General features: G+C 67.1%; 20 protein-coding genes and 2 pseudogenes. 11 read left to right on the forward strand and 11 right to left on the reverse strand.

Annotated elements, in window-relative coordinates; all coding sequences use genetic code 11:
- A pseudogene (locus ASF52_RS22565) lies at positions 1 to 87 on the forward strand (IS5/IS1182 family transposase); the annotation flags it as partial.
- A gap of 9 nt (positions 88 to 96) precedes the next feature.
- On the opposite strand, the gene ASF52_RS10190 reads toward ASF52_RS22565, so the two are convergent.
- The 6 genes from ASF52_RS10190 to yajC all read right to left on the reverse strand — a co-directional run bounded on the left by ASF52_RS10190 (position 97) and on the right by yajC (position 5,244).
- A complete protein-coding gene (locus ASF52_RS10190; RefSeq protein ID WP_056171446.1) occupies positions 97 to 867 on the reverse strand; it encodes a potassium channel family protein in 771 nt (256 codons plus the stop codon).
- Between the two features lie 86 nt (positions 868 to 953).
- Positions 954 to 1,835, reverse strand: a complete 882-nt coding sequence (locus tag ASF52_RS10195) for a phytoene/squalene synthase family protein (RefSeq protein ID WP_056171448.1) — start codon at positions 1,833 to 1,835, stop codon at positions 954 to 956.
- Positions 1,832 to 2,218, reverse strand: a complete 387-nt coding sequence (locus tag ASF52_RS10200) for an Mth938-like domain-containing protein (RefSeq protein WP_056171450.1) — start codon at positions 2,216 to 2,218, stop codon at positions 1,832 to 1,834. Before ASF52_RS10200 ends, ASF52_RS10195 begins: the two co-directional genes overlap by 4 nt.
- Positions 2,219 to 2,221: 3 nt before the next feature.
- A complete protein-coding gene (secF, locus tag ASF52_RS10205; RefSeq protein WP_056171451.1) occupies positions 2,222 to 3,169 on the reverse strand; it encodes a protein translocase subunit SecF in 948 nt (315 codons plus the stop codon).
- A 60-nt stretch (positions 3,170 to 3,229) separates the two neighbouring features.
- A complete protein-coding gene (gene secD / locus ASF52_RS10210; RefSeq protein WP_056171453.1) occupies positions 3,230 to 4,837 on the reverse strand; it encodes a protein translocase subunit SecD in 1,608 nt (535 codons plus the stop codon).
- A gap of 71 nt (positions 4,838 to 4,908) precedes the next feature.
- Positions 4,909 to 5,244: a preprotein translocase subunit YajC gene (yajC, locus tag ASF52_RS10215; protein WP_056171456.1), complete on the reverse strand. Its 336-nt coding sequence runs from the start codon at positions 5,242 to 5,244 to the stop codon at positions 4,909 to 4,911.
- A gap of 220 nt (positions 5,245 to 5,464) precedes the next feature.
- Between yajC and ASF52_RS10220 the strand changes: the two genes are divergently transcribed.
- Positions 5,465 to 6,358: an ATP-binding protein gene (locus ASF52_RS10220; protein WP_056171458.1), complete on the forward strand. Its 894-nt coding sequence runs from the start codon at positions 5,465 to 5,467 to the stop codon at positions 6,356 to 6,358.
- 248 nt (positions 6,359 to 6,606) lie between these two features.
- Here the strand turns inward: ASF52_RS10220 and ASF52_RS21995 are convergent, their stop codons facing one another.
- From ASF52_RS21995 to ASF52_RS10225, 3 genes are all read right to left on the reverse strand, one after another.
- A complete protein-coding gene (locus ASF52_RS21995) occupies positions 6,607 to 7,191 on the reverse strand; it encodes a Swt1 family HEPN domain-containing protein (protein ID WP_082515276.1) in 585 nt (194 codons plus the stop codon).
- Positions 7,184 to 7,807, reverse strand: coding sequence for a DUF5343 domain-containing protein (locus tag ASF52_RS22570; RefSeq protein ID WP_156630057.1), 624 nt, complete (start codon positions 7,805 to 7,807; stop codon positions 7,184 to 7,186). Before ASF52_RS22570 ends, ASF52_RS21995 begins: the two co-directional genes overlap by 8 nt.
- Before the next feature lie 484 nt (positions 7,808 to 8,291).
- Positions 8,292 to 8,699, reverse strand: a complete 408-nt coding sequence (locus ASF52_RS10225; RefSeq protein ID WP_056171460.1) for a DUF3597 domain-containing protein — start codon at positions 8,697 to 8,699, stop codon at positions 8,292 to 8,294.
- 356 nt (positions 8,700 to 9,055) lie between these two features.
- Between ASF52_RS10225 and ASF52_RS10230 the strand changes: the two genes are divergently transcribed.
- The 5 genes from ASF52_RS10230 (at position 9,056) to ASF52_RS10250 (ending at position 12,400) form a co-directional block, all read left to right on the forward strand.
- Positions 9,056 to 10,030 carry an ABC transporter substrate-binding protein gene (locus ASF52_RS10230; RefSeq protein ID WP_244472929.1) on the forward strand — a complete coding sequence of 325 codons (975 nt, stop codon included), beginning with the start codon at positions 9,056 to 9,058 and terminating at the stop codon, positions 10,028 to 10,030.
- Positions 10,031 to 10,052: 22 nt separating this feature from the next.
- Positions 10,053 to 10,805: an ABC transporter permease gene (locus ASF52_RS10235; protein WP_056171464.1), complete on the forward strand. Its 753-nt coding sequence runs from the start codon at positions 10,053 to 10,055 to the stop codon at positions 10,803 to 10,805.
- On the forward strand, positions 10,793 to 11,572 hold the full coding sequence (locus tag ASF52_RS10240) for an ABC transporter ATP-binding protein (RefSeq protein WP_443136671.1): 780 nt from the start codon (positions 10,793 to 10,795) through the stop codon (positions 11,570 to 11,572). The genes ASF52_RS10235 and ASF52_RS10240 overlap by 13 nt, the downstream gene beginning before the upstream one ends.
- 160 nt (positions 11,573 to 11,732) lie before the next feature.
- Entirely contained in the window at positions 11,733 to 11,945 is a 213-nt protein-coding gene (locus ASF52_RS10245; protein WP_056171466.1) for a DUF2842 domain-containing protein, read from the forward strand.
- An 83-nt stretch (positions 11,946 to 12,028) separates the two neighbouring features.
- A complete protein-coding gene (locus tag ASF52_RS10250) occupies positions 12,029 to 12,400 on the forward strand; it encodes a hypothetical protein (protein WP_056171468.1) in 372 nt (123 codons plus the stop codon).
- Positions 12,401 to 12,427: 27 nt separating this feature from the next.
- On the opposite strand, the gene ASF52_RS10255 is transcribed toward ASF52_RS10250, so the two are convergent.
- Positions 12,428 to 13,477 (reverse strand): polysaccharide deacetylase family protein, encoded by a 1,050-nt coding sequence (locus ASF52_RS10255; protein WP_056171470.1) that lies wholly within the window; start codon positions 13,475 to 13,477, stop codon positions 12,428 to 12,430.
- 180 nt (positions 13,478 to 13,657) lie between these two features.
- On the opposite strand from ASF52_RS10255, the gene ASF52_RS10260 reads away from it, so the two are divergent.
- Positions 13,658 to 14,830 (forward strand): GNAT family N-acetyltransferase, encoded by a 1,173-nt coding sequence (locus ASF52_RS10260; protein WP_056171476.1) that lies wholly within the window; start codon positions 13,658 to 13,660, stop codon positions 14,828 to 14,830.
- A 61-nt stretch (positions 14,831 to 14,891) separates the two neighbouring features.
- Here ASF52_RS10260 and ASF52_RS10265 read toward each other — a convergent pair whose 3' ends face one another.
- Positions 14,892 to 17,174 (reverse strand): GumC family protein, encoded by a 2,283-nt coding sequence (locus ASF52_RS10265; protein WP_056171472.1) that lies wholly within the window; start codon positions 17,172 to 17,174, stop codon positions 14,892 to 14,894.
- Positions 17,175 to 17,372: 198 nt separating this feature from the next.
- Between ASF52_RS10265 and ASF52_RS10270 the strand changes: the two genes are divergently transcribed.
- From ASF52_RS10270 to ASF52_RS10280, 3 genes and pseudogenes are all read left to right on the forward strand, one after another.
- On the forward strand, positions 17,373 to 17,945 hold the full coding sequence (locus ASF52_RS10270; RefSeq protein ID WP_056171477.1) for a polysaccharide biosynthesis/export family protein: 573 nt from the start codon (positions 17,373 to 17,375) through the stop codon (positions 17,943 to 17,945).
- Between the two features lie 178 nt (positions 17,946 to 18,123).
- Positions 18,124 to 19,332 carry a glycosyltransferase family 4 protein gene (locus tag ASF52_RS10275; protein WP_244472930.1) on the forward strand — a complete coding sequence of 403 codons (1,209 nt, stop codon included), beginning with the start codon at positions 18,124 to 18,126 and terminating at the stop codon, positions 19,330 to 19,332.
- A gap of 108 nt (positions 19,333 to 19,440) precedes the next feature.
- A pseudogene (locus ASF52_RS10280) lies at positions 19,441 to 20,105 on the forward strand (undecaprenyl-phosphate glucose phosphotransferase); the annotation flags it as partial.

Here is a 20,105-nt window from a genome sequence, read left to right on the forward strand (position 1 = left end):
CGTCGCGTTGCCACGCGATACGACAGGCTCGCAACCAACTATCTCGCCGCCGTCTCCATCGCAGCGACCGTCAGTTATTGGTTATGAGTCCAGAGCCTAATATGCGCCTTCGTCGGGGATGTTCAGCGTGGTGCCGCAGGCTTTGCAGTGTACAGCATCCAGCTCGTGACGCTGCAGCCCACAGGTCGGACACGGGAAGCGTACCTTGTAGGGGCGAAATACGACTTGGGCGAGCCGGAAGAAGAGTGTCACCCCGCATATCATCACGAACACCGAGATCAGGCGCCCGGTCGGTCCCGGTAACGTAATATCGCCGTAGCCGGTGGTCGTGAGGGATGTGACCGTGAAGTACAGTGCGTCAACCGGACTGCCGATCGCTGGGTTGCTCCCTGCTTGCGTGACGTAGATGACACCGGTCATTACGAACACGAACACCATAAGGTTGGTGGCGGCCAGAATGGCATCATCGTTCCGCCGGAAAAACGGACTATCGTGCCGCAACCGTTCAAGCAGTTGGTAGGTGCGCAACAGTCGAAGGGTGCGCAGGATGCGCAGAAAGCCGACGCCCTGCACGACCATTGGCGCCAGGAATGAGACGATCGCCACCACGTCCGTCCAAGTGCTCAGCCGCAGGAACTCGCGGGCCGGCGCCCGGCTAATCAGCAGGCGGCCGAGGAAATCGGCCAGAACACCTGCGCCAAGCGCCACGTCGAGTACGACGATCCAAGGTGAAAGTGGCAGAAAAGATGTGACGATGACGAAAGCGATCGTCGCTATGTCAAACGCCAGCAGTGCGTAACGGAAGCGGTGCGCTCGGTCGGTGTCGCCTTCGTAGAGGGCCTGAAGCCTAGCTTTCAGCGTGGTCATGAGTCCGATCTTACGGGCAGGGGTCAACCCCTAACGCATCCTTGCCCGGCCCCATGGGTTCGGACCCGACCGAAACGCGTTCGCCCCTAGAACGCCCCCCGGGACGCCCGCCACAGGCGCCAAAGCCGGCGCCAGCGCGGGATCTCGATGAGGGTGTTCAGCGGGTCGTAGCCCGGGCGTTCCATGGCGGCGAGGTAGGGTTCCACCAGGGCCACGGGGAGGAAGGCGGCCCGCGCGGCGGGTGCGATGGTGCCGCGCGCCGCCGCGTAGGCGGCGAGGTGGCGGCGGGCGAGCGCCCGAAGGTCGGCGCAGGCGTGCACGAGGCCGGGGCCGCCGCGGCCCGTCACCACGTCCTCGCGGGTGACGCCGTAGGTCTTCAGGATGTCGGCCGGGAGGTAGACCTGGCCGCCGCGCGCATGCCACGGCAGGGACCTCAGCAGGCCGGTGATGCCGTAGGCGACGCCCGCATGGCCGGCGGCCGCCGCGCCGCCGGGCTCGGCGCCGTCGCACAGGACGAGGCCGCCGAGGCGGATGAGGGCCGAGGCCGTCTCGCCGCAATAGCCCTCGAGGTCGTTCACCCGCGGCATCGGGTCGTCGTAGAGGTCGAAGACGCGGGCGTCGATGAGATCGACGAAGGGCTGGCGCCCGAGCTTGCGCTTGACGATGGCGTCGTCGAGGGCCGCCGCCACGGGGTTGGCCTTCACGTCGCCCCGCGCCTCGCCCTGTAGGGCGTCGCGCCACCATTGCAGACGGATCTCGCCCGCCATGGGGTTCGAGGCCGCCTCGCGGGTGCGGGCGATGGTGAGGCTGAAGGCGATGAGGGCGAAGAGGTGCGGCCGGGCACTCGCGGGGGCGAACAGGGTGGCGAAGTAACGGTCTGGGTCGCCCGCCTTCACCAGGGCCTCGCAATGCCCGAACGCGAAGTCGAGGCCGCCGGCCGGGCCGGCTTTGGTGTCCGTGTCCGTCATGCGACCGCCACCAGGGCGGCGGCGACCTTGCGGTTCTCGGCCACCAGGATGTTGTAGGTGCGGGCCGCCGCACCCGTCTGCATCACGTCGAGGCCGATGCCGGCCTCCTTCAGCCAGCGCCGCAGGGCGTCGGGCAGGGGCGCGATGTCGAGGCCGGTCCCGATGAGGAGGAGTTCGACCGCCCCCCCCTCCGCCACCACGGGCCGCAGGGCGTTGCGGTCGATGGCCCGGGCGTCGTCGGGCGCCCAGGCGCGGACGCCCGAGGGCAGCATCAGGATCGAGCCGCGATGGGACATCTCGGCGAAGCGGAAGCCGCCGTTGCCGTAGGCGTCGATGATGTGGCGGCCGGGAACGTAGCCGTCGTGGAGGCTGCCGGCTGCCATGCGCTACTCCGCCGCCTGGGGCACCCGCCCGCCCGACCGGGCGGCCTGCGCCTTCACCCCCGAGAGCATGAGGCCGAGGTAGATCAGCACCGGCGTCGAGACGAAGATCGCAGAGTAGGTGCAGATGACGACGCCGGCCAGCATCACGATGGCGAAGCCCTTGATCGCCTCGCCGCCGAACAGCACCAGGGCGAGCAGCGACAGGAAGGCGGAGGTCGCCGTCATCACCGTGCGGGACATGGTGGAGTTGATGGACAGGTTGAGGAGCTCCACCGTGGGGATCGTCTTGTAGCGGCGCATCAGTTCGCGGGTCCGGTCGAACACCACCACGGTCTCGTTGAGCGAGTAGCCCACAATGGTGAGGATCGCGGCGATCGAGGTCATGTTGAACTCGATGCGGGTGATGACGAAGATGCCGATGGTGAGCACGATGTCGTGGAGGGTGCCCACGATCGCCCCGAGGGCGAGTTCCCGCTCGAACCGGAACCACAGGTAGAACAGCACCGCCAGCACCGAGAGCACCACCCCGATGGTGCCGGACTGCACGAGTTCGCCCGAGACGCGGGGGCCGACGGTCTCCGTGCGGCGGAACTCGTACTCGGCGTCGAACGAGGCGTGCGCCTTCTGCATCACCGCCGTCTGGCCCTGCTCGCCGGCCTGGAGCGGGAAGCGCACCAGGATGGTGCCCTGGCCGCCGAGTTCCTGCACCTCGGTCTCGCCGAAGCCGAAGCCGTTCGCCGTGTGGCGCACGGCCCCGACATCGGCGGTGCCGGATTTCGCCTGGAGCTCGACGAGGGTGCCGCCCTTGAAGTCGATGCCGAAGTTGAGGCCCACCGTGAGGAACAGGATCACGGTCGCCACCGACATCAGCGCCGAAAGCGGGAAGGTGAACCGCCGGAAGCGCATGAAATCGAAGTGCGATTCGTCGGGCCAGAGGCGGAGCAGACGCATGATCGGTCTCGAATGTGTCTCAGGGTCGAAAGGGCCGGCGGGCGTCCCCGGTGGGGACGATCAGAACGGCAGGGCTTTCGGCCGGGCGATATTGTACCACAGGGCGATCATCATGCGGGTCAGGGTCACGGCGGTGATGACGGTCGTGAGGATGCCGAGGATGAACACCACGGCGAAGCCCTTCACCGGGCCGGAGCCGAGGAAGAACAGGATCAGGGCGGCGATGGCCATGGTCGAGTTCGAGTCGATGATGGTGGCGAACGCCTTGTCGAAGCCCGCCTGCAGGGCCGAGACGATGGAGCGGCCCGCCCGCACCTCCTCGCGCACGCGCTCGTAGATCAGCACGTTGGAATCCACCGCCGTGCCGATGGTGAGCACGATGCCGGCGATGCCCGGCAGGGTCATGGTGGCCTCCAGCACCGACATCAGGCCCAGGATGAGGCCGACATGGACGATGAGGGCGATGTTGGCGAAGAAGCCGAACACCCCGTAGGTGGCGAACATGAACACGATGACCAGGGCGCCGGCGACCAACGTCGCCAGCTTGCCGGCCTGGATCGAGTCGCGGCCGAGGCCCGGGCCGACGACGCGGCGCTCGACCACGGTGAACTTCGCCGGCAGGGCGCCGGCGCGCAGGAGCACCGAGAGGTCGTTGGCCTGGGCGACCGTGAAGTTGCCCGTGATCTGGCCGGAGCCGCCGGTGATCGGCGTGTTGATGCGCGGCGCCGAGACCACCTCGTTGTCGAGCACGATGGCCATGCGGCGGCCGACGTTCTCGGCCGTCGCCTGCCCGAAGCGCTGGGCGCCCTTCAGGTTGAACTTGAAGGAGACCATCGGCTCCTGGGTCTGATGGTCGAAGGCCGGCTGGGCGTCGGTGAGGTCGCCGCCATCGGCCATGACCCGGCGCTCGACGGGGACCTTGGCGCCCTTCTCGTCCTTGGAAGGCAGCAGATCGACATCACCCGAGGGCGAGTCCGACAGCATGCGGAATTCGAGCTTGGCGGTGCTCCCCAGGAGCTTCTCGAGGCGCTCCGGGTTCTGCTCGCCGGGCACCTGGATCAGGATGCGGTCGGCGCCCTGCTGCTGGATCGACGGCTCGGTGGTGCCCGTGGAATCGAGGCGGCGGCGGATGACCTCGATGCCCTGGCTCACGGCGCGGCGGGTGCGCTCGGTGATGCCCGCATCGGTGAGGCTCAGGCGGATGGCGCCGTCGGGCTGCTCGGCGATGTCGAGGGTGCGGCCCGAGCCCTGGCCGACGAGGGGATTGGCGATGGGCTGGGCGAGTTCGCGCAGCTTCGGCAGCACCTTGGCGCGCGCCGCATCGTCGGGGACGCGGACCTGAACGCCGCGCTGCAAGAGCTGGATGCCGCCCTCGGCCCGGACGGATTCCTGTTGGAGGATGCGGCGCACGTCGTCGCGGAGCGCCTTGCCCTGGGACGCCACGAGTTCGTTCTGGTCGACCTCCAGCAGGAGCTGCGAGCCGCCCTGCAGGTCGAGGCCGAGCACGATGGCGCGCTGGGGGATGATCCAGCTCGGGAACCAGCCCGGCAGCCCCGCCATGAAGCCCTTGCGCTGCTCCGGCGAGAAGAAGCTCGGCACGGCGAGGCTCAGGCCGATGAGGATGACGGCCAGCGTCGTGACGATCTTGGTTCGCGAGAAGCGCAGCATCCGGAAGTCCCGTCCCTTGCCGTTTCTTGATTGCGAGGCCGGCCCTTGCGCCGGCCTCGTCCGTCGATGGCTCAGGCGGCCTTGACCGGCCCGCCCTTGACCCGGACTTCCGCGATCATGGTGCGGACGACCTTGACGCGGACGTTGGGGGCGATCTCGACCTCGATCTCCGAGGCGTCGTCGGCGACCTTGGTGACGCGGCCGACGATGCCGCCGGTGGTGACGACGGTGTCGTCGCGGCGCACGTTCTTGACCATGCTCTGATGCTCCTTCACGCGGCGCTGCTGCGGGCGGAGGATCAGGAAGTACATGATGACGAAGATGAGGACGAACGGCACCACCTGCAAGGCGATGTCCGCTCCGCCAGCGGCCGCGGAGGCCCCTTGCGCGAAGGCGGGGGTGATCAAGCGCGTGACTCCTCAAGGATACGGCCCCGATCCCCTCGGGCGAGGGGGCGTGCGGGCCTGTCGAAAAAGCGCGCGGACTATAGCCACGGCCTAAGTGAAAGCAACGGCGTGGGCCTGGGGCGAAACGGTCCCGGGCGCAAGCCCCCTGCCCCGGGGACGCTGATCTTTCGGCGGATTTGCCCTAAACCGGCCCCCGCGCCCGCCCGAAGGACCTTTCGCGATGACCTCTGCCACCGACCCGGCCCCGCACGAAACCCTTCACCCCGATCTGCTGCCCGTGCTGGAGCGCATCGCCGCCGCCCTGGAGCGGGCCGCGCCCCCGACCCGGCCGGCGGTGGACGTCGCGGCGGCCGACGCGTTCCTGTGGGGGCCCGAGCGCCGGCTGATCCCGGTGCGCTCCGTCAACCGCGTCGAGATCGGCCTGCTCACGGGCATCGACCGGGCCCGCGACACGCTGTCCGAGAACACCCGGCGCTTCGCCGCCGGCCTGCCGGCCAACAACGCCCTGCTGTGGGGGGCGCGCGGCATGGGCAAGTCGTCCCTGGTGAAGGCCGTGCACGCCGAGATCAACGCGGGCCGGGGCGACGCCCTCCCGCTCAAGCTCGTGGAAATTCATCGCGAAGACATCGAGGCCCTGCCCGACCTCATGGCGACCCTGCGGGGCGACCGGCACCGCTGGATCGTGTTCTGCGACGACCTGTCGTTCGACGGCGACGACACCTCGTACAAGTCCCTGAAGACGGCGCTGGACGGCGGCATCGAGGGGCGCCCCGAGAACGTGCTGTTCTACGCCACCTCCAACCGCCGGCACCTGCTCGCCCGCGACATGGTGGAGAACGAGCGCTCCACGGCCATCAATCCCGGCGAGGCCGTGGAGGAGAAGGTGTCGCTCTCCGACCGCTTCGGCCTGTGGCTCGGCTTCCACAAATGCAGCCAGGACGAATACCTCGCCATGGTCCGCGCCTACGTGGCCCGGCACGGGCTGACCGCCGACCCCGACACCGTGCGGGCCGAGGCCCTGGAATGGGCGACCACCCGGGGCTCGCGCTCGGGGCGCACGGCGTTCCAGTACATTCAGGATCTGGCGGGGCGGCTGGGGCAGCGGTTGGGGTGAGAGTTTTATACGTGCGTTGGCCCGTTCCCACGGTCCATTTCACTTTAACGGGCGGAGCGCAAACTAAGCCAATGCGCGCTTGTCAAAGCGCGCTAATTTGTGTTCCACTGCTGCACCCACACGATGCCAACTGAATTTAAGCATAAGCAGCAGCTCTAATATTTCCCACAAACGCAACCAAATCATAAGTAAGCGAATTTTACTTGCTTACGCATCAAATATCAACTTTGATAAAATCAATACCCACATCATCCCATCGATCGAAACCAATCCCGAATCGAAAGGTGGAGGCGAACCACTTCATCTTCTGCAAGAGGCTTACAATGCGCAATTGGGCCTCGAAGGACGTTCAAAGCAGCGGTCACCCTTTCGAGAGCTTTTACATCTTGAAATATATCATTGAAATCAGACCAATTTGTTTTAATTATTTCAGACAATTCCCCGAATGTTGTATAATCGATTGGCTCCGGCGAGCGAATAGAAACACCACATTCCTTCTCTTTCTTCCTTGTCGATGCAACATGACTCTTCACGTTGTCCGATACCTTAGCGTCCCACCAGTGTTCGCCATGCTTCTCGAATAACACCTCGATAACAAGTGAACGAATTGAATTTTCTAGGCAATAAAAAACACGGTAGTGTGCACTCATATACGCGGCTTCGCGACGAATTCTTTCCTCAAACTGTGGGTAATATGTTTCGTCGATCTCATTTTTGGTAGGCGGCCGATGTCCTAAGTCAAGATCCCGATCTCGCTCTACCTGCTGGATCGCCGCCTCTATAGCCAAGTTATTCAAAGCAAAAAGGCGTACTCTGTCGAGAGCTTTATTCATCGGTCAAAAGATTCGTGCGAATGGCAGAGAATATAGCATTATACACATTTACGTCAGTAGTTTCTGGTAAATTTACATTAATTGTATACGCAAGCCTAATATCATTTAGTCGGCCTGATTTTGATTCATGCCTAACTAAGGACTTGGAAACATCCAAAGGCGGGACCTTCTCCTTATCCACGATGCTCGCAGCATCAAAGTCGGCCAGCTGCTTACAAGCTTTGAAGCTTCCAACAATTGCGCTAACCGTTCCATCACTTGGCTCTTTGCCAGTCACCTCAACAACAAGATTCTTCAACTTGTCATCTGCGAGTGCGTGTGCAAACTCATTTTTCTGAAAAATATCAGAAAATCCTTGGCGCATGGCCTCAGCCATCGCTGCGCCGCTACTGTCAGCGTTACGAAACCGGGTGTATAATTCGGTCGGAGTACCATCACTTTGTATAAAGCCGAGCCTTTTCAGAAAAGGAATGAATGGTTTTGCACTGCCAGAACCATACCCTAAAATAGTAGCTTGAAAGTCTAGCGTGTAACGAGGCGGAACTTTAGCTTGTTGGATTTTCTCGAAAATCTTTCCGATAAGGCCAGTTGAATTTATAAACGGTGGCACTGCCATCCTTTACCCTCATCCGTCTGCACATATAAATTTCAATAATGGCACATGTCCATATGTGCTTTGGACATAACCATAAATCAATATATTTACTTGATAAATCCTCACGCTGCCAACCTCTTGCACTGCAATGTAATCCTACAGCAGCACAGCGCTCCATCAAACCTTAATAAACTTTTTTGCAAGAGGCTGGCGAGTGATTGGCAGCGCTTGGTATCCGCAGTACGCGTAATACAAATGTGAAGAAACGTTCTGATAGGCATCGGCCGCTCGCTCATCATAGATCATCGATTAGATATGAGGACACCGAACGGCCATTAGTTTTTGCATGCGGAGGTTAGCATGCTGAATTTTAACTCTACGTCTATCTATGTCGACAACAGAGCATGAGCCTAACGGCCAAATACAAAAAGGCCCAGCCGCCAAGCAGGCAACCGGACCTTTCTAACAGTTTAAGCGCAACAGCGCCTAGAGCCCGTCGTAAAAATCAATCCTTCAGATCGGCCGGGACCTTGCCGCCGTTCTCTTCGAGCTTCTTGATCACCTGCTTGTGGAGCCAGACGTTCATGGAGGCCGAATCGTCCTTGTCGCCCGTGTAGTGGAGCTCGTCGGCGAGCTGCTTGCGGGCGGTGAGGCTCGAATCGAGGTCCAGGAGCTTCATCAGGTCGACGATGGAGGTGCGCCAGTTGAGGGTCTGGCCGTTCTTGGCGGCCATGCCGTTGAGAACCTCCTCGACATCGACGGAGCCGGCCGGGACGGAACCGCCCGTGGCCGTGCCGGTGGAGGCGGGCGCGTCGGAGCCGGTGGTGGCCGGGGCGTCGGCGGGCTTGGCCTGGGCGTCGCCGCCTCCGAAGGGATGGAGGATCTTGCTGACGATGCTGCCGAGGAGGCTCATGGTGGAAATCCCTGATTCTGGTGCCGCCGCCGGCCCGGTGGCCGCAGCGGGGGGATAACGGAAGCGAGACGAGGCCGTTCCCGAAAGCCGCGCCGGAACCCGCCCGGGCCGCGACAGAACCGCCCTGCCCGCCCCCGCGAACGGAGAGGGATCTTCCAAAGCACGGAGCAACGGGCCGGAGACGCGAGCAAATTCTTGCGTGCCCCGCCGCCCCGTGCCAAGGCCCGGGACCAGAAGCCCCGATCGATCCGTGCGGTGGAGCCCTGGGGCGCCCCGTGCCGTCGGCCACCCTTCTCGACGCCCCTGACCGGACCTGACCGATGCGCCTCCTGCCCGTTTTCGCCCTGCTGCTCTCCATGACGGGCGTCGCCTCGGCCCAGAGCACCGCCCCCGTGCCCGTGCGCATCGGCGTGATCCCGGTCGTCGGCGCGGCGCCGGTCTTCGTCGCCAATGGCGAGGGCTGGCTCAAGGAGGCGGGGCTCGCCCCCACCTTCACCACCTTCGAATCCGGCCCCAACATGATCCAGGCCCTGGCGTCGGGCACCATCGACGTCTACGTCGCCGGCGTCGCGCCGCTCGCCGTCGCCCGCACCAAGGGCATCGACGTCCGCGTGGTGGCCGCCACCGCCATCGAGGAGATGGTGTTCGTGGCCGGGCCGAAGCTCGCCCCCTACTTCGCGAACGGCGCCGGCAAGGCCGAGGCCTTCGCCCAGTTCAAGGCCAAGGAGGGCCGGCCCGCCCGCCTCGCCACCCAGCCGCCGGGCTCCGTGCCCAACACCACCCTGCAGCATTGGCTCTGGCAGGTCGCCAAGGCCGACAAGGCGAATGCCGAGGTCGTCGCCATGGGCATCGACGCGACCCAACAGGCGGTGCTGGCCGGGGCCGTCGACGGCGCCTCCATCCGCGAGCCGGCGCTCACCATCGTCCAGCAGCGCAACCCGGCGATCAAACTCATCGCCACGGGCGGTGAGATGTTCCCCAACCAGCCCGGCACCGTGGTGGGCGTGTTCGGCGCCTTCGCGGACAAGAACCCGGCGGCCGTCGAGGGCCTGGTGAAGGCCGTGATCAAGGCGAGCGAGTTGCTGAAATCCGATCCGGCCCGCGCGGCGAAGCCCGTCGAGGCGGCTTTGGGCAAGGGCATCACCGATCTGGCCACCATCCAGAAGGCCATCACCTCGCCGGCAGCGAAATTCACCGCCGATCCCCGCGCCATCGTCGAGGCCACCAAGGCGATGCAGGCCTATCAGGTCTCCATCGGGACGCTGGACAAGGACGTGCCGCTGGACGGTCTGTTCGACCCGCGCCCCTACGAGAAGGCGACCGCGCGCTGAGCCGCGCGCCCGCTTGAACCGCATGCCCGCGTTCCGCGCCACGGCGCTCTCCGCCCTCGGCCTCGCCGCCTTCCTGGTGTTCTGGGAGGCGATGCCGCGCCTCGGCCTCATCAACCCGGCCTTCCTGCCGCCGCCGAGCACGATTCCGGCCGCCTTCCTGCGGGAGATCCAGCTTGGCGTGTGGGGCGAGGCCGTGTGGTCGAGCCTGAGCCACTACGTCGTCGGCCTCACTGTGGGCGCCGGGGCCGGCATCGCCCTCGGCCTCCTCAGCGGCATGTTTTCGGGGTTCGAGGCCGTCACCGCCTGGATCGTGCGGCTGCTGCGGCCGATCCCCGGCCTCGCCTGGGTGCCCTTCGCCATCATCTGGTTCGGGGTCCAGCCCTCGGCCGCCGTGTTCATCATCGCCATCGGCGTGTTCTGGATCGTGTTCTTCGCCACCCAAGGCGCCGTGCGCGGCGTCGACCGCGACCTCGTCGAGGTGGCGCAGGCCTTCGGCTTCCGCTCGCCGTGGTCGCGCCTCGTCAAGATCCTGCTGCCGGCCGCCACCCCGGGCATCCTCGTGGGCCTGCGCACCGCCCTGGGCCAGGCCTGGATGGCCGTGGTCGCCGCCGAGATCTTCGGCGTGCCGGGCGTGGGTGCGCGGATGATGCAGGCCTCCAGCCTCCTCTCCACCGACATCGTGGTCGTCTACATGCTCACCATGGCCGGCCTCTACGGCCTGTTCGACACCGGCTTCGTCGCCCTCCAGGGCTGGCTCCTGCGGTGGCGCGCGTGAGCACGCCCGTCCCCTCGCCCATCATCGCCATCCAGGGCCTCAGCCTCGCCTACGAGCGGGAAGGAGTGCGCAACACGATCCTCGCCGACCTCGACCTCACCATCGCGCGGGGCGAATTCCTCGTCATCGTCGGCGAATCCGGGGTCGGCAAGTCCACGGTCCTGCGGGTGCTCATCGGCCTCGCCCAGCCGAGCGCCGGCACCGTGCGCGTCGAGCCCCGCCCCGGCTGCCGCACGCCCATGGCCCTGGTGTTCCAGGACGCCCGCCTGCTGCCGTGGCGCCGGGTCGTCGCCAACGTAGCCTTCGGGCTGGAGGGCAGCGGCCTCACCAAGGCCCAGCGCCTCGCCAAGGCGGCCGAGATGCTGGCGCTGGTGGGCTTGGCCGACCTCGGCCAGCGCTGGCCGCACCAGCTCTCGGGCGGCCAGCGCCAGCGCGTCGCCATCGCCCGGGCCCTCGCCGTCGATCCCGACGTGCTCCTCATGGACGAACCGTTCTCGGCCCTCGACAGCTTCACCCGCGAAGGCCTGCAGGACGAGCTGCAGCGCATCCAGGCGGCCACCGGCAAGACCATCCTGTTCGTCACCCACGACATCGACGAGGCCGTCACCCTGGCCGACCGGGTGGTGGTCCTGGCCGGCGCCCCCGGCCGGGTCGCCGCGGAGATGGCCGTCACGGTGCCCCGGCCCCGCCGCCGCCGCGACGCCGCGTTGCTGGAGGCCGCCCGCCAGTTGCGGGCCGAACTGTCGGGCCGCTCGGCCGAGTTGTGACGGCGCCGCGCCGGCCGAACCGTACCGGCGCCTTCGGCGCATGGGGGGCGTGCGCCGTTCCATCCGGGCGACGGACCGGCGCATTGCGCCGCGCGTGCGCCGGGCTTAACCCCGCCCGGGGCGTCCGTTTTCTCCGTAGGACCGCCCGAGGAGAAGGCCGATGCGCCGCCGCACCCGCTCCCTGATCGGCACCATCACGATGCTGGCCTTCGTCGTCGTCTACGCGCCGCTCGCCATGGCGCTCGCCGACAGCCGCATCTCGCAGACCCCGGCCCCCGTGCAGGCGGTGCTCTACTGCATCCTGGGCATCGCCTGGATCATCCCGCTGATGCCCCTCATCAGTTGGATGCAGCGGCCCGACTCCGACGCTTGACCGGAAGGCGCCGGGATTTCGCCGCACTCGCGGGGCACAAACGGCCCAGCTCCCGAACGCGCCGAAGGTCGATTCCCCGCATCATGCCGCTCCGCCCGACTCTGGTTCTCCTGGCCTTCCTCGCCCCCACCCTGGCCGCCGCCCAAGGCGCACCGCGCTCCGTGGGCGAGTGCGAACGCCTCAAGAACGATCTCGCCTACAACCAGTGCCTGGCGATGTTCGGCCCGGCCGCCAAGAACGTTGCGGCCGGCATTTCCGCAGGAGCGGCGACCGCCTCGGCCTCCGTCGCCACGGCCCTGGCGGCCCTGCCGTCCAGCATCGCCGCCGCCCTGCCGACGGTGCAGGAGACCGGCCGTCGGGGACGGCGCAGTCGCTACGGCCGCCACGGCCGCCAGAGCGCGAGCTTCGACACCGGCGGCGGGTCGCGCTCGTATCGCCGTCACCGCCGGCGCTGATCCGACTGATCGCCAAGACCTTTCCGTTCAACCGACGTTGAGGCGCCGCCCCCGGTTCCAGGCCAGGAACGGCACACCCGAGAGCAGGGACGCGAGGGCGGCCGGGCTCTGGTGGCAGCCGTTCACCGAGACGCGCGGCAGGGCCTGCAGGTGGTCGACGTGCCCAGGGAACAGGTGGCCCGGCCGCGTCGTCACCGCCGTCGAGAAGCCGAGCTGCCGCGCCAGGGCGAACTCCCGCTGGCCCGCGGAACTCGGGTCGCCGACCGGATAGGACAGGTGCCGCACCGGGCGGCCGAGTTCGCGGGCGAGATCCTCGCGGCCCGCCTCGACCTCCCGCCGCAGGGTCGCCGCGTCATGCTTGGCGAGCATCGGGTGGCTGATCGTATGGGCGCCGAAGGTCACGGTCGGGTCGCGGCCGAGCCCCCTGAGCTCGTCCCAGCTCAGGCACAGTTCGCGTGCCAGGGTCCCTGCCGCGATGCCGGCCTGCTCGCACAGGCCCGCGATCTCCGCGAGAAGATGCCCTTCGGGTCCGGCGCGCAGGTGGCGGTAGACCACCTCGAACGCCGCCCGTTTCTCCGCGTCGCTGCCCGCGGGCAGGTCGATCTGCGTACCGGGAAGCCGCACCCGCCGGAGGCGACCGATCGCCCGCTCCAGTTCGAGCCACCACAGGCGACCGCGCCCACCGGCGAAGTCGCTGGTGACGAACAGGGTCCAGGGGGCGCCGTGCCGTCTCAGGACCGGGGCGGCGTGCTCGACATTGTCCCGGTAGCCGTCGTCGAAGGTCAGGACGGCGAAGGGCGCGCGCCCCGTCCCCGCGAGCCGCTCGGGCACCGCATCGAGGGAGATCACCTCGAACCCGCGTCGGGCCAGGGTGAGGAGGACGTGATCCAGGAAGTCCGGTGTGATGGCCAGCAGCCGATTGGGCGCGTAGGCGCCGGGCGGCTCGGGGCGGACATGATGAAAGGTGAGGATCACCCCCCGTCCCCGGGCCAGGGGCGCGAGCCAGCGGTCGGCCCCCGTCGCCGCGATGGTCCGGAACCCGGCCTCGAACAGGCGGTGGCGGCGGGCTGTCGACATCGAAACTCCGAACGTGGGCCAGCGATAGTCGTCCCGGAACCGGCAAGGTTTCGTTACCCACGCCGACAGGACGGCCCCGGCGCTTCACCCGTCGTTTAAGAGCCTGAGCGCTCCCTCGACGCCGAGCGAGCGGGAGCGACGGTGGTGACGGGCGGCGTGCACGATCTAGGCGGAGTGGAGATGATACGGGATACGGCGCGCGGCAGCCTGACCACGGAGGTCTATTCCGATTTGGCCGCCGTCGAGGCCCTGTGGCGCGGCCTGGAAGCCGATCCGGCGGTCCTGATGACCCCCTACCAGCGCTTCGACTGGGTCTCCGCCTATCTGCGGACCGAACCGGACGCCGTGCTTCGTGTCTTCGTGGTACGCGACGCGGCCGGTCGACCGCAGGTGCTGATCCCCTGTCACCTGACGTACGAGCACGGCCTGCGTGTCGCACGGGTCGTCGGCGGGAAGCACGCCAACTTCCATATGCCCCTCTTCGCCTCGCGCGCGGCAGCCGCCCTGCGGCCCGAGGATCTGGCAGAGCCTCTCCGTGCGGCAGCCCGGGCCGCCGGCATCGCCGCCTACGCCTTCTCGCACCAGCCCTTTTTTTGGGAGGGTGCCGCCAACCCCCTCGGCTTCCGGGCCGAGCCTTCGCCGAGCGACGCCTACGGCCTCCTGCTGGGGCCCGATGCGGAATCCACGGTCAAGCGGGTGTTCAGTACCGACGCCCGCAAGAAACTGCGCGCCAAGGAGAAGAAGCTCGTCGAGGCGTTCGGCCCGGTGGCATACCGGATGGCGCGGACCGATGCGGAGGTCACCGCCTACCTCGACGCGTTCTACGCCCAGAAGGCATCGCGTTTTTCCGCCATGGGGATCGCCAACCCCTATGCCGATGCGGGCGTGCGCGGCTTCCTCGCCGCCGGCGCGCGCCGGAACGGACGCTCCGACGAACCGGCCATCGAAGTCGCGGCCCTGGTGGGCACCGAGAGCGGGCGGGTGTTCGCGGTCTTCGCCGGCGCAGTGGACGCGGCCCGCTACAGCGGCATGATGACGTCGTTCGACCAGGATCCGGCTGTGAGCCGATCGAGCCCCGGTGATATTCTGCTGCAGTATCTGATCCGGGATCAGGCGGAGCGTGGCCGCCGCGCCCTCGACCTCGGCGTCGGCGAGGCGCGCTACAAGGCCAACACATGTGACGAGACCATCGAGCTCGGCGAGGTCACGATTCCCGTGTCCCTGCCCGGTCGGATCCTCCTCCTCAAGACCGTGGGCGTTGCCCGGCTCAAGCGGCGGATCAAGCGTGATCCGCGCCTGTCGACCCTGGTCGGCCGCCTACGCCACTGGCGGGCAGGTGCGCTCGCGCAGTAGCGCGGGAGGCGTCGGCTCGGGGGGCGGCCGGCGCTCGGAAGGCGCAGAGGTCGGCGCCCGTTCAGGCCGCCGAACGACGCAGTTCGAGGTCGGCACCGAACCCCCGAACGGGTGTCTCGGCGACGGTCCGGTCCCGGGCCACGAGAATACGGCTGGCGCCGGATGCTTCTGCCAGGGCGAAGAGATGAACGAGTTCGGCATCGTCCGCCTCCCGGTTCGAAGCGATCACCACCGTGTCCATGGCGCCGCCCACCGCCGACAGAAGCGCCTGGGCCGCTTCGGTCTCCGCTCCGTGAAGGCGGCAGAGCACCCAATCGTAGGCTTGCGCCAGGGCATCGAGGGCAATCTCCAAGGCTTCCGGCTCCTCGCTCAGCACGTCGATGTCGAGGAAGCCGCGCTGGACCCTGTCGAGGCGCGACCCGGGAATTCGCTGGATCACATCGAGAAAAGCCGCTTCGCCGGCGACGAGGTCCGTGAGGCCGGCATCCTCGGGGCCACAGGCTGGGCCATTCAGATCGAGCACCACGGTGCGCGCACCGACCGCAAGGGCTTCGGCCAGGGTACCCGCCAGGGTTCCGGCGGGGTCACCCATGCCGCCGTCCTGGGTTTCCACCGGATCCAGGGTTTCCGCAAAGAGGACCCGGCGGCCGATTCCCGCGTACGCATCCTCACTCAGGCGCGCCACGAGCCCGTCGAGCGCAAACCGGCCGGGCGCCGGAGTGACTGCAGGAACGGGCGCGGCGGCGGGAACGACCGATGCCGAGGCGACCATGGGCTCGAAGGAAGTCGCGGTGGTGACGCCGTGGCGGGCCAATGCCGGCGACGCCTCCGGGAAGGTGAAGCGCGACGATGCGGAGCCGGACGGCTCGCCCACATCGGCTTCGGCCTTGGTCTCAGCATCCGCATCCGCGCGCTTGCGCCGGATATCATCGGGATCCGTGAGAAGATGGCGGGCGATGACGCCGCCCATCGAAAACAGAAGAGCCATGATCACAGCCAGCGTGATGACCGGCAGCTTCTTGGGGAAGGAGGGAGTTTCCGGCACCACGGCGCGCGAAACGATGCGGGCGTCGGCGGGGGTCGCGCTCTCGGCGTCGCGAGCGGAGGCTTCGCGGTAGCGGGACAGGTAGGATTCGAGCTGCTCACGCTGGGCCTTGGCCTCGCGCTCGAGGGCCCGCAGTTGAACCTCGCTCGAATTGCCCTTCCAGACGACATCGCGCTGGGCATCGACGGTCGCACTCAGACTTTCGACGCGGGCCTCGGCGATCCGGGCGTCGTTCTCCATGGTCCGGACGATGCGCTCGGCGGTGGCCTTGATCTGCGTGTCGAGGTCGGCGATCTGCGCCGTCAGTTCCTTGATGCGCGGGTGGGCCGGCAGGAGCGTGCGGGCCTCCAGGGCAAGCTGGCCGCGCAGGGTGATGCGCTGCTCCACCGTGCGGCGGATGATTTCGTTGTTGGCGACATCCGGGATCTCGAAGGCACGACCGTCCTTGATCATTTCCTTGATCAGTTTGGCCCGTCCGGCGAGATCGGCCTTGACGGTGCGGGCCTGCGATAGCTGCGTCGAGAGTTCGCCGAGTTGTTGCGCGCTCAGCGGCTGGCTCGCCGTACCGCCTCCGATGAGGCCGTTGCGGGCACGATACGCCTCGACCTTCGCCTCGGCTTCGGCGACGCGGGTTCGCAGGGTCTCGATGTTGCCGCCGAGCCAGGTCGAGGCGTAGCGGGCGGTATCGGTCTTCGCGGCCTCCAGAGAGGTGATATAGAGTTCGGCGATGGTGTTGGCGGCCTGCGCGGCGAGTTCCGGATCCTTTGCGCGGAACTCGACCGTGAGGATCCGCGACTTCCCCGCCGGATAAACCAGGAGTCGGTCGAAATAGGCTTCGAGCACCCGATCCTCGGGCGCCCGTTCCAGGGGGTTCTTGGCGAGGCCGATCATCATGAGAAGGCGCTGAACCGGGCCGATGCCGGCCACCTCCGGATCGAACTCGGCGTTGCCCACGAGTTTGAGCCGGCGAATCGCCTCGCGAGCGAGATCACGGGACATCACCACCTGGACCTGACTGGCGACGGCCTGCTCGTCGATGGGCGCCACCTGCTCGCCCCGCTCCTGGGTCGAGCGCGTGAAGGCTGCCTCCCGGCTCTCGAGGAGAAGCTTCGCCTCGCCGGTGTAGCGCGGCGGCACAACCTGTACGAACGCGATGGCACCGAGCCCCGCGACCACCGTCGGGACGGCGATCCAACGCCAGGAGCGGCGCAGAAGGCTGGCGAGCTGGGCGAGCCCGAGGCCGTCCCCGGCCCTGTGCAGGACCGACGGACCGGCAAAGTTCGGCGATGAGCGAGGCATGGATCGATCTTTACGCTCGTGCGAGGCAGCGGCCGTAGGCCGGCCTTCGTCGCATCAGGCAATCATATTAAGGTTGATCACGCGTTAAGACCGGGCAGTCCCGGCACAGAACCACCGGGCAGGAGCCCGGATCAGCATTCCTTAACCATATGCCCCTAGGGATCGAGACCAGAATTCATGGTCATGGCGGCATTGGTGATGAACCGACGCACACTTCTTCTCACTCTTTCGTCCAGCTTCGCGCTGGGCGGCTGCCTGCGTCCGGACTTCCGGACGGAACAGCTCGACGCCACGACGACGGGCTCGATCGGTGCGCGCTATACCCTGTCGGCGGGCGACCGCCTGCGGGTGATCGTCTTCGGGCAGGACAACCTATCCAACATCTATGCCGTCGATGGGGACGGCAGTATCGCGATGCCCCTCATCGGCCTCGTCAAGGTTGGCGGTCAGTCCACGGCGCAGGCCGCCCGTACCGTCGAGGCCAAGCTCGCGTCCGGCTTCGTGCGTGAGCCGCACGTCACCGTGGAGGTCGATGCCTACCGCCCATTCTACATCCTGGGCGAAGTCACGAACTCCGGCCAATACCCTTACGTCAACGGCATGGCCGTGGAGACGGCCGTGGCCATCGCCGCGGGATTCGGCCCGCGGGCGGCGCGCGACTACGCTGTCCTGACCCGTGAGGGTCGTGGCGGCCTCGTCTCGGGCATCGTGCCGATGACCTACCCGGTTCGCCCGGGCGACACCATTGTGGTCAAGGAGCGCTTCTTCTGAGGCATCCGCGCGAAACGGCGCCTTTAAGCCTTGCGTAACCGCAAGTCGAAGTTGGAGCATGTGACCGGGATGCTCTTAATGTTCCCGCCATCCCGCTGACGACAGGATCACGGCCATCCGGGCGCCGCCGCCCGCCGGTTGCCGCGTGGAGAATCCGATCGTGAATGCGTCCGCTTCCATTTCGAACGCATCTCGTTCCGCCACCCTGGCCGAAGGCCCGTCACCCACCTCTCACCGCATCATCCACGTTTTCCGAGCCCCCGTGGGGGGCCTGTTCCGCCACGTGGTCGATCTCGCCCGACTGCAGGCAGCGGCCGGTCATCAGGTCGGCATCGTCTGCGATGCGAACACCGGTGGGGATCGGGCGGCCCAGGCCTTCGCAGCACTCGCGCCCAGCCTTGCACTCGGGATCGTTCGGGTGCCGATGCACCGGAATCCCCATCCGTCCGACCTGACGGCTCTGCGCGTCCTCGCCGAGCGGGCGAGGATCACGGGGGCTACGGTGCTGCACGGCCATGGAGCCAAGGGCGGCGTCTACGCGCGGGCGGCGAGGGTCGCCGGACCCAATCCGATTCGGGCCTATACGCCCCATGGGGGCAGCTACAACTACAAGCCCGGCACGATCCGGCACAGGCTCTACATGGGCATCGAGCGCCTTCTGGCCCTGCGGACGGATCTGTTCCTGTTCGAGAGCGAGTACGTCGCCGGGCGCCACCGCGCTCATGCGGGTACGGCCCGCTTGACCCGGATCGTCCACAATGGGATCTGCGAATCCGAGTTCCTGCCCGTCGCGCCCGCGGCAGATCCCTACGATCTGCTCTATATCGGCGAATTGCGGGATGCCAAGGGTGTGCCCTTTCTCCTCGAAGCCTTGGCGAGTTTGCGAGAAGAGGGCCGGACCTTACGCCTGCTGATGGTGGGCTCCGGTCCCGATGCCGACCTCCTGGCCGCCCGTGTCCGGGCCATGGGACTCGGCGACGCCGTCGCGTTCGAGGCGCCTCAGCCCATCCGTGCCGTGTTGGCGCGGGGCAGGATCATGGTGGTGCCGTCCCTGGCCGAATCCCTGCCCTACGTGGTGCTCGAAGCGGCTGCGGCCCAGCACCCCCTGGTGGCGACGAATGTCGGCGGGATTCCCGAAATCTTCGGGGCGGCTGCGTCCCACCTCGTCCCTCCCCGGGATGCGGGCGCTCTCAAGGACGCCATCGTCCGGGTGCTCGACGAAGCCCCCGATGCCCGCGCGGCGCGATTCGCCGATCTCGGTGCCTCGGTCCAGGTGCGCTTCTCGATGAAGCGCATGGGCGCCGATGTCCTGTCGGGCTATGCCGCCGCCTTCCGAGCCCGTGTCAAAGCCGAGCCCGCCGCCGCGCATGCGGGACAGGCGATCTGATCCGGAGCCCGTACCACCGAGGCCGTTAAACGTTCCGTGAGGCCTTCCTGACAGAGTGGATCATCGTCGTGGTGACGCGACGTCGACCGAAGTCCGGAAGCCCTGACGATGAGTGCCTTCGACGTCCGCGACCTTTTGGAAGCCGCGGCCCGACCGTTTCCCGCTTCCGAACAGGAAGCTTCTCTGCCGAGCGGCTCGAGCGCGATCCCCCCGGCCGAGGCCACGGCTCGGCCGGCACCGGCCTTCTCGCCCGTCGTGCTGACGGGCTGTGTGCGGATCGCGGAGTTCGCCCTCATCGGTGTCACGGGTCTGGCCACGCAATGGCTCCAGCTCGCGGGCGTCGTTCCGCTCGGTCCGCGTTACGCCACGGCGATCCTCGGCATCGCCACGGTCGCGGTGATCCTCTTCCAAGTCATGGGGCTCTACGGCATCGGGGCCTTGCGCGGCTTCCTGAAGCCGGCCTTGCGCCTCGTAGCCGCCTGGACGCTCGTTCTCCTCGTCGTGGCGACCGTGATGGTGTTTGCCAAGGTCGCCGACCATTACTCGCGCGTCTGGCTGGGCACCGTCTTCGTCGCGGGCCTCGGCCTGCTCCTGCTCGGCCGCTTCATCCTGTCCCGGATCATCGGTGCCCAGACTCGGCGTGGCCGGTTCGACCGGCGCACGGCCATCGTGGGTGGCGGGCCCGTGGCCGAGGACCTGATCCGCGCCCTCGACGCCCAGGCCGAGTCCGGCATCCGCATCGTCGGCGTGTTCGACGACCGCGGCGACCGGCG

Source organism: Methylobacterium sp. Leaf112 (assembly GCF_001423295.1).
GTDB lineage: Bacteria > Pseudomonadota > Alphaproteobacteria > Rhizobiales > Beijerinckiaceae > Methylobacterium.